Origin of the sequence: Variovorax paradoxus NBRC 15149 (assembly GCF_001591365.1) — a bacterium.
GTDB classification, from domain to species: Bacteria; Pseudomonadota; Gammaproteobacteria; order Burkholderiales; family Burkholderiaceae_C; genus Variovorax; species Variovorax paradoxus.
This window is the reverse complement of record NZ_BCUT01000005.1, coordinates 367,696-382,575: the sequence shown is the minus strand read 5'-3', so window position 1 is coordinate 382,575 and position 14,880 is coordinate 367,696. Positions and strand designations below refer to the sequence as shown.

Sequence of the window (14,880 nt, the reverse complement as noted above, 5' to 3'; positions counted from 1 at the left end):
GTGCTCCAGGCCCGCGGCGCCGGCTGCGCGCGCCCGCCCGCCCGCGCGGCCCCGTCCATCAGGCCAGCGTCGAGACCGCCAGCGCCGCCGAGGCCGGCAGGCCGCGCTCCTGGGTCAGCCATTCGAGCACCGGCAAGGCGCCCGGCAGCACCGGCGCCACGTCCAGCGGCAGCTGCTGCCAGCGCATGGCCTGGCCTTCGCGCATTTCGAACTCGCCGCTCCAGGCCGTGACCTTGCACCAGTGCAGCCGCACCAACGCGTGCGGATAGTCGTGCTCGGTGATCTTCCAGACCTCGGCGCCCGCGATGGTGATGCCGAGTTCTTCTTCCAGTTCGCGGCGCAGCGCCTGCTCCACCGTTTCGCCGGCCTCGATCTTGCCGCCCGGAAATTCCCAGAAGCCCGCATAGGCCTTGCCTTCGGGCCGGGTGGACAGCAGCAGCGCGCCGTCGGCCGGCCGGATCAGCACGCCGACGGCCACCTCGGTGTGCTTGCGGCCTTGCTCTGCACTCATGCCGTCGCCCGCCCGGCGTAGTCGCGCGCGAACTGGTAGGCCACGCGGCCGCTGCGCGATCCGCGCTCCAGCGCCCAGACCAGCGCCTCGGGCCGCGCCGCCTCGATGGCGGCGGCGTCGACGCCGAACGACGACAGCCACTGCGCGACGATCGCCAGGTATTCGTTCTGGCTGAACGGATAGAAGCTGACCCAGAGGCCAAAGCGCTCCGACAGCGAGATCTTTTCCTCGATCACCTCGCCGGGATGGACTTCGCCGTCCTCGGTGTGGGTGTAGCTGAGGTTGTCCTTCATGTACTCGGGCAGCAGGTGGCGCCGGTTGCTGGTCGCGTAGATCAGCACGTTGGGCGTGGCCGCGGCGATCGAGCCGTCGAGAATGGACTTGAGCGCCTTGTAGCCCGGCTCGCCCTCGTCGAAGCTCAGGTCGTCGCTGAACACGATGAATTTCTCGGGCCGCTGCGACACCACCTCGACGATGTCGGGCAGGTCGGTGAGTTCGGCCTTGTCGACCTCGATCAAGCGCAGCCCCTGCGGCGCATAGGCCTGCAGGCAGGCGCGGATGAGCGACGACTTGCCCGTGCCGCGCGCGCCGGTCAGCAGCACGTTGTTGGCCGGCTTGCCCTCGACGAACTGGCGCGTGTTGCGCTCGATCTTTTCCTTCTGGACGTCGATTTCCTTCAGGCTGTCGAGCGCCATGGCGGCCACGTGCCTGACGGGCTCGAGCACGCCATGGCCCGAGCTGCGGCGGCGGTAGCGCCAGGCGATCGACGCGTTCCAGTCGGCGGGGGCCGCGAGCGGCTGCGGCAGGATCGACTCGATGCGGCCGATCAGCTGTTCGGCGCGCTCGATCAGCTTCTGGAACTGCTCGTTCATGACCTGTAGTCGGCGTTGATCGTGACGTACTCGTGGCTGAAGTCGCAGGTCCACACGGTTTCGCTGGCGTTGCCGCGGCCCAGGCCGATGCGCACCGTGATCTCGCTCTGCTTCATCACGCGCTGGCCGTCTTCCTCGCGGTAGGACGGATTGCGCCCGCCCTTGACGGCCACGTGCACGTCGTCCAGGAACAGGTCGATGCCGGTCTGGTCGAGGTCCTCGATGCCCGCGTAGCCGACGGCCGCGAGGATGCGGCCGAGGTTCGGGTCGCTCGCATAGAAGGCCGTCTTGACCAGCGGCGAATGCGCCACGGCATAGGCCACCTGCTTGCACTCGGCGGCATTGCGGCCGCCTTCGACCTGGATGGTGATGAACTTGGTGGCACCCTCGCCATCGCGCACGATGGCCTGCGCAAGCAGGCGCGCGACGTTCTGCATGGCATCGACCAGGGCCTTGCCCTCGGGCGAATCGAGCGAGGTGATGGCGGCGTGCGCGGCCTTCTGGGTGGCGATGACCACGAAGGAATCGTTGGTCGAGGTGTCGCCGTCGATGGTCACGCGGTTGAACGAGGCGTCGGCCAGGCGCCGGGCCAGCGGCTGGATCAGCGAGGGATCGATCTTCGCGTCGGTCGCCATGAAGCCCAGCATGGTCGCCATGTTCGGGCGGATCATGCCGGCGCCCTTGCTGATGCCGGTGATGGTGACGGTGGCGCCGCCGACCTGGACCCGCTGGCTGAACGCCTTGGGGATCGTGTCGGTGGTCATGATGCCTTCGGCGGCACGCGCCCAGTGGTTCTCCGCCGCGTCGGCCAGCGCGGCGGGCAGGCCGGCCTCGATGCGATCCACCGGCAGCGGCTCCATGATCACGCCGGTGGAGAACGGCAGGATCTGCTCGGGCGCGATCTCCAGCTGGCGCGCGAGCGCGATGCAGGTGGAGCGCGTGCGCATCAGGCCGTCTTCGCCGGTGCCGGCGTTGGCGTTGCCGGTGTTGATGACCATCGCGCGGATGCCGTAGCCGGCCGCCAGGTGGTCGCGGCAGACCTGCACCGGCGCCGCGCAGAAACGGTTCTGGGTGAACACCCCGCCGACCGCGGAGCCTTCGTCGATCAGCACGACGGTCAGGTCCTTGCGGTTGGCCTTGCGCACACCCGCTTCGGCCACGCCGATGCGGACGCCGGGCACCGCGAACAAGGCGGCGGGATCAGGGGCGGACAGGTTCACGGGCATGGCGGTTTTCTCTTCTCTGGAGTTTCTGGGTCAGCTGAGCTTGCCGTGGCAGTGCTTGTACTTCTTGCCGCTGCCACAGGGGCAGGGATCGTTGCGGCCGACGCGCGCGAAGGCTGCGGCCTCGGCGCCGAGCGTGCCCAGCCCCAGTCCCGCGGCCGCGATGCGGCGCTGGTTTTCCTCGTCCAGGCGCACCTCGACCTCGCCGGTCTCGGTGGGCGCGCTGTAGGTGATGTTCGAGACGTTCTCGCCGCGGCTCTCCAGCGCATCGGCGGCTTCCTCGAGCTGCTCGCCCGACTGCACGCGCACCGTCATGAGCTGGCGCGTGACTTCGTTCTTGACCGAATCGAGCAGCTGGCCGAAGAGCTCGAAGGCCTCGCGCTTGTACTCCTGCTTGGGCTGCTTCTGCGCATAGCCGCGCAGGTGGATGCCCTGGCGCAGGTAGTCGAGCGAGGCCAGGTGCTCGCGCCAGTGCGTGTCGATGCTCTGCAGCAGCACCATGCGCTCGAACTGGGTGAAGTTTTCCTGGCCGATCAGCGCCACCTTGGCATCGAAGCTGTCGTTGGCGGCCTTCACCACCATGTCGACGATGTCCTCGTCGCTCACGGCCTCGGCCGCCTCGACCTGCTGCTTCAGGGGCATGTCGATGCCCCATTCATTGGAAAGCGTCTTCTCCAGGCCCTGCAGGTCCCACTGCTCCTCGACCGACTCGGCCGGCACGTACTGGCGCACGAGGTCGGTGAAGCAGCCTTCGCGCAGCGCCGCGATCTGTGCCGAGAGGTCGGCCGCGTCGAGGATGTCGTTGCGCTGCTGGTAGATCACCTTGCGCTGGTCGTTCGAGACGTCGTCGTACTCGAGCAGCTGCTTGCGGATGTCGAAGTTGCGCGCCTCGACCTTGCGCTGCGCGCTCTCGATGCTGCGCGTGACGATGCCCGCTTCGATGGCCTCGCCGTCGGGCATCTTGAGGCGGTCCATGATCGCCTTGACGCGGTCGCCCGCGAAGATGCGCATCAGCGGATCGTCCAGGCTCAGGTAGAAGCGCGAGGAGCCCGGGTCGCCCTGGCGGCCCGAACGCCCGCGCAGCTGGTTGTCGATGCGGCGCGACTCATGGCGCTCGGTCGCGATGATGCGCAGGCCACCCAGCGACTTGACGAACTCGTGGTCCCGGGTCCATTCGTCGCGCACGTGCGCGATGTCGGCTGCCTTGGTGGCTTCGTCGCGGCCTTCGTCGTTCTCGATGGCCTCGATCATCTTCTCGATGTTGCCGCCCAGCACGATGTCGGTGCCGCGGCCGGCCATGTTGGTCGCGATGGTGATCATCTTCGTGCGGCCAGCCTGCGCCACGATGTCGGCTTCGCGCGCATGCTGCTTGGCGTTGAGCACCTGGTGCGGCAGGCCCGCCTGGGTGAGCAGGCCGTCGATGATTTCGGAGTTCTCGATCGACGAGGTGCCCACCAGCACGGGCTGGCCGCGCTCGTAGCACTCGCGGATGTCCTGGATGGCCGCCTCGTACTTCTCGCGCGTGGTCTTGTAGACGCGGTCGAGCTGGTCGTCGCGCTTGCTGAGGCGGTTCGGCGGAATGATGACGGTCTCGAGGCCGTAGATTTCCTGGAACTCGTAGGCTTCGGTGTCGGCCGTGCCGGTCATGCCGGCCAGCTTGCCGTACAGGCGGAAGTAGTTCTGGAAGGTGATGGAGGCCAGCGTCTGGTTCTCGGCCTGGATCTGCACGCCTTCCTTGGCTTCCACGGCCTGGTGCAGGCCGTCGCTCCAGCGGCGGCCCGTCATCAGGCGGCCGGTGAATTCGTCGACGATGACGACTTCGCCCTGCTGCACCACGTAGTGCTGGTCGCGGTGATACAGGTGCCGTGCACGCAGCGCGGCGTTCAGGTGGTGCATCAGCGTGATGTTGGCCGGGTCGTAGAGCGACGCGCCTTCGGGCAGCAGCTTGAATTCGCCCAGCAGCTGCTCGGCCTTCTCGTGGCCGTCTTCGGTCAGGAAGACCTGGTGGGTCTTTTCGTCGACCGTGAAGTCGCCCGGCACCGTGACGCCCTCGCCCGTGCGCGGATCGGCCTCGCCTTCCTGCTTGGTCAGGAGCGGCACCACCTTGTTGATGGCCAGGTAGAGGTCGGTGTGGTCTTCGGCCTGGCCGCTGATGATCAGCGGCGTGCGGGCCTCGTCGATCAGGATGGAGTCCACCTCGTCGACGATGGCGTAGTTCAGCATGCGCTGCACCCGGTCGCCGGGCTCGTACACCATGTTGTCGCGCAGGTAGTCGAAGCCGTACTCGTTGTTGGTGCCGTAGGTGATGTCGCTGCCGTAGGCCTGCTGCTTTTCCTCGCGCGGCATCTGCGGCAGGTTGATGCCCACCGTGAGGCCCAGGAAGTTGTACAGGCGGCCCATCCACTGGGCGTCGCGGTTGGCCAGGTAGTCATTCACCGTGACCACGTGCACGCCCTTGCCGGCCAGCGCGTTCAGGTACACCGGCAGCGTGGCGGTGAGGGTCTTGCCCTCGCCGGTGCGCATTTCGGCGATCTTGCCGTTGTGAAGTGCCATGCCGCCGAGCAGCTGCACGTCGAAGTGGCGCATCTTCATGACGCGCTTGGAGCCTTCGCGCACGGTGGCGAATGCTTCGGGCAGCAGGTCGTCGAGGCTTTCGCCCTTGGCGATGCGGTCCTTGAACTCCTGGGTCTTGGCGCGCAGCCCATCGTCGCTGAGCTTCTCGAATTCGGGTTCGAGTGCATTGATGCGCTCCACCGTCTTGCGATACTGCTTGAGGAGCCGGTCGTTGCGACTGCCGAAAATCTGGGTCAGGAAGTTGGTTGCCATTGGCGTGGAGATGGGCGTGCACCTGACCAGGCAGGCACTGCGACCGGATTCCCTAAGATATGGTGAAAGCAGTTGGGCGCATCTTCTTCGAATGCAAGCTCCGAAGAAGGCAAGCGGCTCCAGACCGGATCTGCCGGCGCAAGCGTCGGCAAACCGGGCATTTTAGCTGCCCTTGTTCCACCCTCCGGATTACCCATGAATCGCCGCTCCGTCCCCCCCTTCACGCTGCAGCAGGCCGCCGAAGGTTCGCCCACCCTGGCGAGCCTGATCGCCCGTGCGCGCGACGCGAACGAACGGCTGCGGGCGGTCGAGGGGCTGATCCCGCCGGCCATGCGCCCGGCCGTGCAGGCCGGCCCGGCCGAGGGCGATGTGTGGTGCCTGCTGGTCAACGGCAGCGCGGCGGCGGCCAAGCTGCGCCAGCTGTCGCCGATGCTGGTCACGCGGCTGCGCAGCAAGGGCTGGGACGTGAACACGATCCGGATCAAGGTGCAGTCCGGGCGCTGAGCAAGAAAAGCCGTCCCCTCGAACGGCCAGGCGGCCGCGCCTATTGCGGCTGCAGCCCGATGCCGTGCGCCACCTTCTGCCAGCGCTCGGCCTCCGAGCGCATGAAGGCCCGCAGCTCGCCCGTGGTGGAACCCTTCAGCTGCACGCCGAGCACCGCCATGCGCTCCTTCACCGACGCATGGTCCAGCGCCGCGATCGCCTCGCGCCGCAGCCGCTCGATCAGCTCCAGCGGCGTGGTGGCCGGCGCCACCAGCGCCCACCACTGGTCGATCTCCATGCCCTTGAGCCCGCTCTCCGCCAGCGCGGGCACTTCCTTGAGCCCCGGAATGGCCACGCGCTGTGCGCTCGTCACCAGCAGCGGTCGGATCCGGTTGGCGCCCAGCAGGCTGGAGCCGCTGGCCAGCGTGGCGAAGTGCCCGGCCACCGTGCCCGCCGCCACGTCGGTGAGCGCCGGCGCCGAGCCGCGATAGGGAACCATGTTGAACCTGATGCCGGTGCGGCTCGCCAGCAGTTCGGCCGCCAGGTGGCTCACCGTGCCGGCGCCGCTGTGCGCGATGGCCGGCGGCATCGGCCGCGCGGCCGCGGTCTTGACGAAGGTCTTGAAATCGCGGCTGTCGTTGTCCATGCCCGCGAAGAACACGAGCGGCGAGGTGCCGATCATCGTCACCGGCGTGAAGTCGCGCAGCAGGTCGTAGGGCAGCCGCGCCGTCACCGCGGGCGCAATGGCGTGCGGCAGCTCGACGATGGCCAGCGTGTAGCCGTCGGGCGCGGCCTTGGCCGCCGCCTCGGTGCCGATCTGGCCGGCGGCGCCGGGCCGGTTGTCCACGATGACCGAGCTGCCGATCGTCTGGCTCATGCGCTGCGCCATGGCGCGGGCAATGGCGTCGGTGCTGCCGCCGGCGGCCCAGGGCACGATCAGCTTGATGGGCTTGTCGGGAAAGGCCGCCCAGGCGCGCTGCGCGGTGGCGGCAAACAGGGCGGCGGCCGAACCGGCAGCCAGGAAGGCGCGGCGTTGCATTGCGTGCATGGTTTCGATTCCTTCTGTGGTGCTTCGGAGGTTCAGGCGGCCCGGTCGGGCCAGCTCGGGTCGCGCGAGGCGTTGGCGGTGAGCATCAGCACCACGTGGGCGTCGGCGGCAATCGCGTTGCCCTCGCGCAGCTGGCGCAGCGCGTCGAGCCCGGCCGCCGCGCACAGTTCGGCGCTCACGCCGGCCGCCGTGAGCTTTTGCCGGGCCGCGCGGGCCTGCTCGTCGCCCACCACCACCGCGCCGCCGCCCGAGGCGACGGCCGCCTGCCACTGCAGGAAGGTCACGGTGGAGCCGGCGGTGGAAAACTGCGCGGTGTGGCCGGGATATGCGCCGTCGAGCGCCCCGCCGGCCAGCACGCGCGAGAGGCGCGCAAAAGGCTCCACCAGCCAGAGCCGCGGCAGCCGCGAAATGCGCCCGGCGGCCAGCAGGTCTCGAAAGCCCGCGTAGATGCCCCAGGCCAGGTCGCCGCGCGCCGTGGGAATCACGAGGTGGTCGGGCAGGCCGCCCTCGGCCAGGCACTCCAGGGCGATGGGCTTGTAGCCCTCGATCGCGAGCGGCGCGCTGCCCAGGGCGGGCAGGCGGTAATTGGTCAGCGCGAAATAGCCCGGATGCTGCGAGCGCTCGCGCACGAAGGCCCAGCGGCCGGCGTTGTCGGCAAAGGCGTGGCGCCGCGCGCCCAGCGCATCGAGCTGCCGCGCGTAGGCGGCGGGCAGGCCTTCGTAAGTGGCCACTTCGCAGCCCAGCCCCGCAGCCCATGCATAGTGCGCCGCCGAGACCGCGGCATTGCCCGATGAGGCCAGCACCAGCGTGTGGGCGCCGAAGTCCAGCGCCTGGGCCACGCCCACCGCGGTCATGCGGTCCTTGTGGGAGCCCGTGGGGTTGCACGATTCGTCCTTGAGCGCGAGCCGCGCCACGCCGAATTCGTGCGCCAATTCCGGCATGTCGAGCAGCGGCGTGCCGCCCTCGCCCAGCGTGAAGCCCGGCGCGTAGGGCATGGGCACGGGGCTGTCGCCGCCCGGCAGGTAGCTCGCGTGCAGCCCGACATGGACGCCCATGCCGCGGCAGGCCGGGCAGCCGTCGTTCGCCAGCGTCAGCGGATAGGGGGCATCGCAGCGCAGGCACCGAAAACCCTGCAGGCGGGGGTTTTTCAGCGGGCGCGGCGGACGGGGTCGCGCGGTGCCGGACGGCTCGGAAGCCGAGGCGAGCTTGAAGTGGATGACGGGCGCAGGCATGTTCAGGGGGTCTTGGCTGGGGGAAGTCGTGCCGAAATCTTAGGCATCTGCAAATAAAATCATCTAGCTTGAAATACTCAAGCGATAAGAAAACTTATCGATGCGCTTCGCCGAAATAGAGACGTTCCGGGCCCTGATGCGCGCCGGCTCCACCCGCAAGGCCGCGGCGCTGCTGCATGTGACGCAGCCCGCCATCAGCCAGTCGCTCAAGCGGCTCGAAGCGCAGGCCGGCATGCTGCTGTTCCAGCGCACCGGCGGGCGGCTGGTGCCCACGCCCGAGGCGCAGGCGCTGTGGAGCGAGGTGGAACGCGTCTTCATCGGCATGGAGGCGATCGAGCACCGCATGCGCAGCCTGCGCGACTTCGGCACCAACCAGCTCGAGCTCAGCTGCTATCCGGCCTTCGGCCTGGGCTTCATGCCGCGCGCACTGGAACGCCTGAAGGCGCAGCGCGGCGACAACCCCTGGCCGCAGGTGTCGCTGCAGGTGCTCAGTTCCAAGGACGTGCGCGACCGCGTGGCCAAGGGCGTCTCCGACTTCGGCCTGATGGCCGATGAACTGCCGCTCGAAGGCATCGATCACTCGACCTTCGCGCGTTTTCCCGGCGTGGTCGTGATGCCGCAAGGCCATGCGCTGGCGCGCTTCAAGCGCGTCGAGCCCGAACAGCTCGCGCAGGTGCCCTTCCTGGCACTGAACCCCGAGGACCCTTCGCACCGCGGGCTCGAAACCGCACTGGCCGAGCGCGGCGCGTCGCTCCGGGTGATGGTGCAGACGCCCTACGCGGCCAGCGTGTGCGAGATGGCCGTGCGCGGCCTGGGCGTGGGGCTGGTCAACCCGGTCACCGCGCTCGACTACGCGGAGCGCGGCCTCGTCGTGCGCCGCCTCTCGGTCGACGTGTTCTTTTCGTGCGTGCTGGCGCTGCCCGCGGGCAAGGTGCTGTCCACCACCGCGCGCGACTTTCTTTCGCTCATGCGCCGGCAGCTGGCGGAGGACGAGAAGCGCATCCAGCGCTACCTGCGCTGAAGCCGCGCGCCTCCTCTCTTCTCCCTGCTACTTCAAGCCGAACTCGTGGTTCAGCCCCACGACGAAGCCGCGCACGCCGCCGGGCCCCGTCCTGGAGGCGCTCACATCCACGCTGACCAGCGGCGTGAGGCTGAAGCGCCCGCCGAGGCGCGAAGTCCACACACCCGATGCGCGGCTGCGCTCGGCGATCAGCGAAACCTTGTCATCGAGCGCCCACTCCGCCGCCAGCCCGCCGCGTGGCGTGCGGGCGCCGGTGCCGGTGGCCCAGTCGGCGCCGAGGTTTGCATGGACCTGCAGGCTGTCCGCCGGCCGCCATGTGACCGGCAGCACCAGCTGACCGCCGGCACGGCCGCCGCGCCTGAGGTCGAACACGGCGCCGAGCGACAGCGCCGCGCTCAGCGGCGCATCGGCAGCGGGTCCGTGGAAATTCCATTTGAGCTGCGGGCCCGCAATGACCGAGCGCACGCCCTGCGCCGACAGCCGGTCGGCGCCGAGCCCGAGCTCGACCGGCCCGACGCGGCAGGACGGGCCGATGTGCAGCCCGTTCACCGGCTCGGTGCCGGTGCGGCCCCACCAGGCTTCGTACTGGCACTGGCCCGGATCGAGCATGCCTGCATCGTCCACGTCGAAATGGCCCGCGGCCTGGGCAGCCGCGCTGGCCAGCAGGCAGGCAGCCGCCGGCAGCCAGGCGGGTTGCGGCCGAAGTCGTCGAATCGTTGTTGTTCTGCGTCTGTTCTTTTTCATCGCCCGTCATCCCGAAGTCCCGGCATTCTAGGGATGGCCAAAGTCACCGCGGCGGCGCGGCGCCCGCAAGGCGGATTCTCAGATCTCGAACTGCGGCTGCAGCTCGCGGATGCGCTTGATGGCCACGCCGGCAGCGGCCGTGCGGGTCTCGACGCCGAGCTTCACGTACACCCGCTCCAGGTGCTTCTTGGCCGTGGCGGGGCTGCTGCCCAGGATCTCGCCGATGTCCTTGTTGGTCTTGCCCTTGACCACCCAGTAGAGCACCTCGGCCTCGCGCGCCGTGAGCTTCAGGCTCAGGCTCATGGCCTCGATCACGGCAGTGTCGGAAATCTCGCGCATGACGATCATCCATTCGTCGCCATCGTCGTCCTGCCCGGTCTGCCGATGCAGCCGCAGGCTGAGGCTGCTCGTGGTTGGCGTGGCCCCCACGCTCGGCACCTGGGGCTGTCCGGCGGCGCTCGGCGTAGCCCCCACGCTCGGCACTGCGTGTCCTCGCTGCCCCCCGAGGGGGCCGCTCGCGCCTTGGGGCGGCCCGGCGGCGCTCGGCGTGGCCCCCACGCTCGGCCGCACGATCGAAAGCGCCGGCGGCTCGATGCCCTGCTGCCTGGCCTCGGGCGCATGGCGCCGCAGCCATTCGAGCACCACGGGCGGCGTCTCGGGCGCGCGGGTGTCGCAGTAGCGCTGCAGCAGCTCGCGCGCGAGCGCCGTCTGCCAGATCAGCTTGCCTTCGGGCAGGCGCACCGTGATGCTCGCGTAGCCGAAGGCGTCGAGCGCATTGCGCGCCTGGCCGGCCTGGCGCGCGTCCTGCCGCGCGCGGCGGGCGCCCTGCAGGTGCACGTTCATGCGGGCCAGCACTTCCTTGGGCTTGATCGGCTTGGTGACGTAGTCGACACCGCCGGCCTCGAGCGCGGCCACCAGGTGCTCGGTCTCGGTGAGGCCGGTCATGAAGACGATGGGAATGTGCGCCGTCGCGGCATCGGCCTTGAGCCGGCGCGCCACCTCGAAGCCGTCGATGCCCGGCATCATCGCGTCGAGCAGCACGATGTCGGGGCGGGCCTGCGCGGCGCGCTGCAGCGCCTGCTCGCCGTTGGTGGCAATGAGGACGGTGTAGCCCGATTCGTCGAGCGCATCGTGCAGCACCGCAAGGTTGTCGGGCACGTCGTCGACGATCAGCACCAGGTCGCTGTTGGCGCCCTGTTCGCGCAGCGTTCTTGCAAGCGGTGTGGTTTCCATGGGAGGTGTTCTTCAGGCCGCGCTGGCTGCGGCCGCCAGCGCCCGGCTCATGGCCTCGAACTGGAACTGGCGCGCGAGCACGCGCTGCGCCTCGGTCCAGGCCATGCATTCGGGCTCGTCGGCGTCGATCTCGTCGAGCTGGTTCATGATGCCGCGAAAGTAGCCCAGGCTCACCGCTTCGTCGAGTGCGCGAAGCCTCGAAAGCGACGGCGCCTGCATGGCGCGCGGCGCGGCGGCGGGCGCCGGCTTCGCGGCGGTGTCGGTCCATCGCAGGCCGAGCCGGCGCTCGAGCCAGTCGAGCAGTTCCGTGTGGCGCACCGGCTTGACGAAGAAATCTTCCGGCGCAATGCCCACGTCGTTCTCCAGGCCCTTGTCGAAGGCATTGGCCGAGACGATGGCCACGCTGGCATCGGCCAGGCCGAGCCTGCGTGCGCGGCGGATGGTCTCCCAGCCATCGATGCCGGGCATGGCAAGGTCGACGAACATCGCGTCGGGCCGGTAGCCGGCCGCAATGAGGTCGAGCGCATCGTGGCCGCTGGCGGCGCTGCGCAGCTCGAAGCCGAGCGGCGCCAGCACATGGCCGAGCAGGTCGCGGTCGGCCTCCTCGTTGTCGACCACCAGCAGCCGCCGGCGCGGGCCTTCGTAGCCGCGGCGCGCAGGCTGCACCGGCGCCGGCCGGCCCGAGGCGCCGGCCGCGTCGTGCACGCGCGGCAGGAAGAGCCGCACGCAGAAGAGCGAGCCTTCGCCGGGCGTGCTGCGCACCTTCATCTCACCGCCCATCAGGTCGGTCAGCATCTTGGCGATGGTGAGGCCCAGCCCCGCGCCGGGCGTCGCAGCCGCGGCCGCATCGCCGCGCGTGAAGGGCTCGAAGATGCGCTCGATGTCCTCGGCCGTCATGCCGGGACCGGTGTCCTCGATCTCGACCGAGGCGAATTCGCGCGCATACGACAGCCGCAGCCTCACCTCGCCCGCGGCCGTGAACTTGATGGCATTGCCCAGCAGGTTGATGAGGATCTGGCACACGCGCTTCTCGTCGGCGCGCACCAGCTCGGGCAAGCTGCCGGTGGTCTCGAAGCGGAACCGCAAGCCCTTCTCGGCCGCCTGCAGCTCGAACATGTCGGCCAGCTCGCGCAAGGTGTCGGCAAAGCGCATGGGCCGGGCATGCAGCGTGAGCTTGCCGGCCTCGATGTGCGCGATGGCCAGCGTGCCCTCGATGAGCGACAGCAGATGCTCGCCGCCGCGCTTGATCACCGCCACGGCCTGCTGGCGGTGCGGCGGCACGGACGGGTCCTCGCCCATCAGCTGCGCGTAGCCCAGGATGCTGTTGAGCGGCGTGCGCAGCTCGTGGCTGATGGCGCTGATGTAGCGGCTCTTGGCCTGGTTGGCCTGGTCGGCGGCGCGGCGCGCCTGCTCGGCCGCGAGCTTGGCCTGTTCGGCGACTTCGCGCGCTTCCTCCGCCGTCTGCTTGGCCGATTGCAATGCGCGGTCGGTCGCGCGGTGCAGCTCGATCTCGCGCATCAGCAGATGGGTCTGGCGGTTCGATTCTTCCTGCGCGACCCTCCGGCTCTGGTGCGCCAGCACCAGCCACCAGGCCACCACGCCCGCAATCACCAGCAGCGCCATGTACGCCTTGAGAAAGCCCGAGCGCAACGCCGACTGCTGCACGCCGGCGAGCGCCTCGGCCAGCTCCGACTGCGAGGCCAGCTGCAGCGCGCTCTCGCCCAATGCGCGCAGCTCCTGCTGGTAGAGCACGCCGAACACCACCGCCAGCACCGGCACGATGATCAGCATCAGCAGCAGGAAGTGTCCGAGGCCGGTGTCGAGGTAGCGCCAGCTGAAGCGCGGCAGCAGCCAGCGCAGCACCGACGACCATTGCGCCGAGAGGCTCGCATGCGGCTTGCACAGGTCGCCGCAACGCGCGTCGAGCGTGCAGCACAGCGAGCAGATCGCGCCCTGGTAGGCCGGGCAGTGGGCCATGTCGGGGCCTTCGTACTCGCGCTCGCAGATCACGCAGTGCTGCACCTTGAGGCGCTGGTAGCTGCCCTGCGCGCCGCCCTCGTCCACGGCATGCTCGACCCGCGCCCAGCGCACCGCGCGCGGGCCCGCGGCCGGTGTGAAGGCGACCGCGCCATGGCCGGCCGAGCCCCGCGCCAGGTAGTACTTGCCGCCCGTCGCCCAGGCCAGCAGCGGCGACACCACCAGCGCCGTGCCCAGCGCAATGAGCGCCGAGAAGGCCTGCGCGAGCGGCCCGAAAACGCCCAGGTGCGCGGTGATCGACAGCACCGAGGCCAGCGCCATCGCGCCGACACCCACCGGATTGATGTCCCACAGGTGCGCCCGCTTGAACTCGATGCCCGGCGGCGACAGGCCCAGCGGCTTGTTGATGACCAGGTCGGCCACCACCGCCATCATCCAGGCGATCGCGATGTTGGCGAACAGGCCGAGCACGTCGCCCAGCGCCTCGAACACGTTCATCTCCATCAGCATGAAGGCGATGAGCGCATTGAACACCACCCACACCACGCGCCCTGGATGGCTGTGCGCCACGCGCGAGAAGAAATTGCTCCAGGCCAGCGAGCCCGCATAGGCGTTGGTCACGTTGATCTTGAGCTGCGAGATCACCACAAACAGCGCGGTCGCGGCCACGGCCCAGCCGTAGTTCGGAAACACGTACTCGTAGGCCGCCAGGTACATCTGGTTGGGATCGACCGCGCGCTCGACCGGCACCATGTGCGTGATCGCCAAGTAGGCCAGCAGCGCGCCGCCCAGCATCTTGAACACGCCCAGCACCACCCACCCCGGCCCGCCGGCCAGCACGCCGGCCCACCAGCGCCGGGCGCCCGCGGCGGTGCGCGCGGGCATGAAGCGCAGGTAGTCGGCCTGCTCCCCCATCTGGGTGATCAAGGCGATGCCGACGGTCAGCGCCGCGCCAAACAGGTGCAGGTCGAAGCCCTTGGCGCCGGCCCTCACACCGTTGTAGTGCACGATGCCCGCAAACGCACCAGGATCGCGCACCAGCACGAAGACAAAGGGCACCACCAGCATCACCAGCCAGAGCGGCTGGGTCCACAGCTGCAGCCGGCTGATGGCCGAGACGCCGTGCGTCACCAGCGGAATCACCACCAGTGCGCACACCAGGTAGCCCCAGACCGGCGGCACGCCCAGCGCGAGTTCGAGCGCATAGGCCATCACCGCCGCCTCGAGCGCGAAGAAGATGAAGGTGAACGAGGCGTAGATCAGCGAGGTGAGCGTGGAGCCGATGTAGCCGAAGCCCGCGCCGCGCGTGAGCAGGTCCATGTCGACGCCGTAGCGCGCGGCATACACGCTGATCGGCAGGCCCGCCAGGAAGATGATGAGCCCCGTCGCCACGATGGCCCAGAACGCGTTGGCGAAGCCGTACTGCACCAGCAGCGTCGCGCCCACGGCCTCCAGCACCAGGAACGAAGCCGCGCCGAAGGCCGTGTTGGCCACGCGCCATTCGGACCACTTGCGAAAGCGCTGCGGCGTGTAGCGCAGCGCGTAGTCCTCGAGCGTTTCGCTCGCCACCCAGCTGTTGTAGTCGCGCCGCACCTTGACGATGCGCTGGGGCGCGTCGTCGGGGCTGGGGGTGGCGGCATCCGGGTTCACACCGTTTCGGTGCATCTTTCGTGCCATCCATACGTCTTTTGGCGAACACCGGCACGACTG

At 69.3% G+C, this 14,880-nt stretch carries 11 protein-coding genes; 2 read left to right on the top strand and 9 right to left on the bottom strand.

The genetic code is table 11. The annotated features are described in order from the left end of the window. Positions 1 to 58 precede the first annotated feature (58 nt). Genes VPA02S_RS22135 through secA form a run of 4 tightly spaced genes read right to left on the bottom strand, consistent with a single transcriptional unit; the run spans position 59 to position 5,432 of the window. Positions 59 to 511, bottom strand: a complete 453-nt coding sequence (locus VPA02S_RS22135) for a (deoxy)nucleoside triphosphate pyrophosphohydrolase (protein ID WP_015867003.1) — start codon at positions 509 to 511, stop codon at positions 59 to 61. Beyond that, entirely contained in the window at positions 508 to 1,383 is an 876-nt protein-coding gene (locus VPA02S_RS22130; RefSeq protein WP_015867004.1) for an ATP-binding protein, read from the bottom strand. The genes VPA02S_RS22135 and VPA02S_RS22130 overlap by 4 nt, the downstream gene beginning before the upstream one ends. Then, positions 1,380 to 2,609, bottom strand: a complete 1,230-nt coding sequence (gene argJ, locus VPA02S_RS22125; RefSeq protein WP_018906804.1) for a bifunctional glutamate N-acetyltransferase/amino-acid acetyltransferase ArgJ — start codon at positions 2,607 to 2,609, stop codon at positions 1,380 to 1,382. Before argJ ends, VPA02S_RS22130 begins: the two co-directional genes overlap by 4 nt. A 30-nt stretch (positions 2,610 to 2,639) precedes the next feature. Next, the gene (secA, locus tag VPA02S_RS22120; RefSeq protein ID WP_062365617.1) at positions 2,640 to 5,432 is read right to left on the bottom strand and encodes a preprotein translocase subunit SecA; all 2,793 of its coding nucleotides are present in this window, start codon (positions 5,430 to 5,432) and stop codon (positions 2,640 to 2,642) included. 195 nt (positions 5,433 to 5,627) lie between these two features. Between secA and VPA02S_RS22115 the strand changes: the two genes are divergently transcribed. Continuing rightward, positions 5,628 to 5,936, top strand: a complete 309-nt coding sequence (locus tag VPA02S_RS22115) for a hypothetical protein (RefSeq protein WP_062365616.1) — start codon at positions 5,628 to 5,630, stop codon at positions 5,934 to 5,936. A gap of 40 nt (positions 5,937 to 5,976) precedes the next feature. Here the strand turns inward: VPA02S_RS22115 and VPA02S_RS22110 are convergent, their stop codons facing one another. Together VPA02S_RS22110 and VPA02S_RS22105 are read right to left on the bottom strand one after the other, a co-directional pair. Continuing rightward, entirely contained in the window at positions 5,977 to 6,963 is a 987-nt protein-coding gene (locus VPA02S_RS22110; protein ID WP_062365615.1) for a tripartite tricarboxylate transporter substrate-binding protein, read from the bottom strand. Positions 6,964 to 6,995: 32 nt separating this feature from the next. Then, positions 6,996 to 8,195 (bottom strand): threonine synthase, encoded by a 1,200-nt coding sequence (locus VPA02S_RS22105; protein WP_015867009.1) that lies wholly within the window; start codon positions 8,193 to 8,195, stop codon positions 6,996 to 6,998. 100 nt (positions 8,196 to 8,295) lie between these two features. On the opposite strand from VPA02S_RS22105, the gene VPA02S_RS22100 reads away from it, so the two are divergent. After that, entirely contained in the window at positions 8,296 to 9,216 is a 921-nt protein-coding gene (locus VPA02S_RS22100) for a LysR substrate-binding domain-containing protein (protein WP_015867010.1), read from the top strand. 27 nt (positions 9,217 to 9,243) lie between these two features. Here the strand turns inward: VPA02S_RS22100 and VPA02S_RS22095 are convergent, their stop codons facing one another. From VPA02S_RS22095 to VPA02S_RS22085, 3 genes are all read right to left on the bottom strand, one after another. Next, entirely contained in the window at positions 9,244 to 9,960 is a 717-nt protein-coding gene (locus tag VPA02S_RS22095; RefSeq protein ID WP_244883714.1) for a PA4824 family protein, read from the bottom strand. A gap of 78 nt (positions 9,961 to 10,038) precedes the next feature. Then, positions 10,039 to 11,193 (bottom strand): response regulator transcription factor, encoded by a 1,155-nt coding sequence (locus VPA02S_RS22090; RefSeq protein ID WP_062365613.1) that lies wholly within the window; start codon positions 11,191 to 11,193, stop codon positions 10,039 to 10,041. Between the two features lie 12 nt (positions 11,194 to 11,205). Beyond that, a complete protein-coding gene (locus VPA02S_RS22085) occupies positions 11,206 to 14,835 on the bottom strand; it encodes a hybrid sensor histidine kinase/response regulator (RefSeq protein ID WP_062365612.1) in 3,630 nt (1,209 codons plus the stop codon). Positions 14,836 to 14,880 lie beyond the last annotated feature (45 nt).

Bases quoted from the DNA above. Each gene is read 5' to 3' on its own strand.
- VPA02S_RS22135 (WP_015867003.1), bottom strand. From the start codon at position 511: ATGAGTGCAGAGCAAGGCCGCAAGCACACCGAGGTGGCCGTCGGCGTG.
- VPA02S_RS22130 (WP_015867004.1), bottom strand. From the start codon at position 1,383: ATGAACGAGCAGTTCCAGAAGCTGATCGAGCGCGCCGAACAGCTGATC.
- argJ (WP_018906804.1), bottom strand. From the start codon at position 2,609: ATGCCCGTGAACCTGTCCGCCCCTGATCCCGCCGCCTTGTTCGCGGTG.
- secA (WP_062365617.1), bottom strand. From the start codon at position 5,432: ATGGCAACCAACTTCCTGACCCAGATTTTCGGCAGTCGCAACGACCGG.
- VPA02S_RS22115 (WP_062365616.1), top strand. From the start codon at position 5,628: ATGAATCGCCGCTCCGTCCCCCCCTTCACGCTGCAGCAGGCCGCCGAA.
- VPA02S_RS22110 (WP_062365615.1), bottom strand. From the start codon at position 6,963: ATGCACGCAATGCAACGCCGCGCCTTCCTGGCTGCCGGTTCGGCCGCC.
- VPA02S_RS22105 (WP_015867009.1), bottom strand. From the start codon at position 8,195: ATGCCTGCGCCCGTCATCCACTTCAAGCTCGCCTCGGCTTCCGAGCCG.
- VPA02S_RS22100 (WP_015867010.1), top strand. From the start codon at position 8,296: ATGCGCTTCGCCGAAATAGAGACGTTCCGGGCCCTGATGCGCGCCGGC.
- VPA02S_RS22095 (WP_244883714.1), bottom strand. From the start codon at position 9,960: ATGAAAAAGAACAGACGCAGAACAACAACGATTCGACGACTTCGGCCG.
- VPA02S_RS22090 (WP_062365613.1), bottom strand. From the start codon at position 11,193: ATGGAAACCACACCGCTTGCAAGAACGCTGCGCGAACAGGGCGCCAAC.
- VPA02S_RS22085 (WP_062365612.1), bottom strand. From the start codon at position 14,835: ATGCACCGAAACGGTGTGAACCCGGATGCCGCCACCCCCAGCCCCGAC.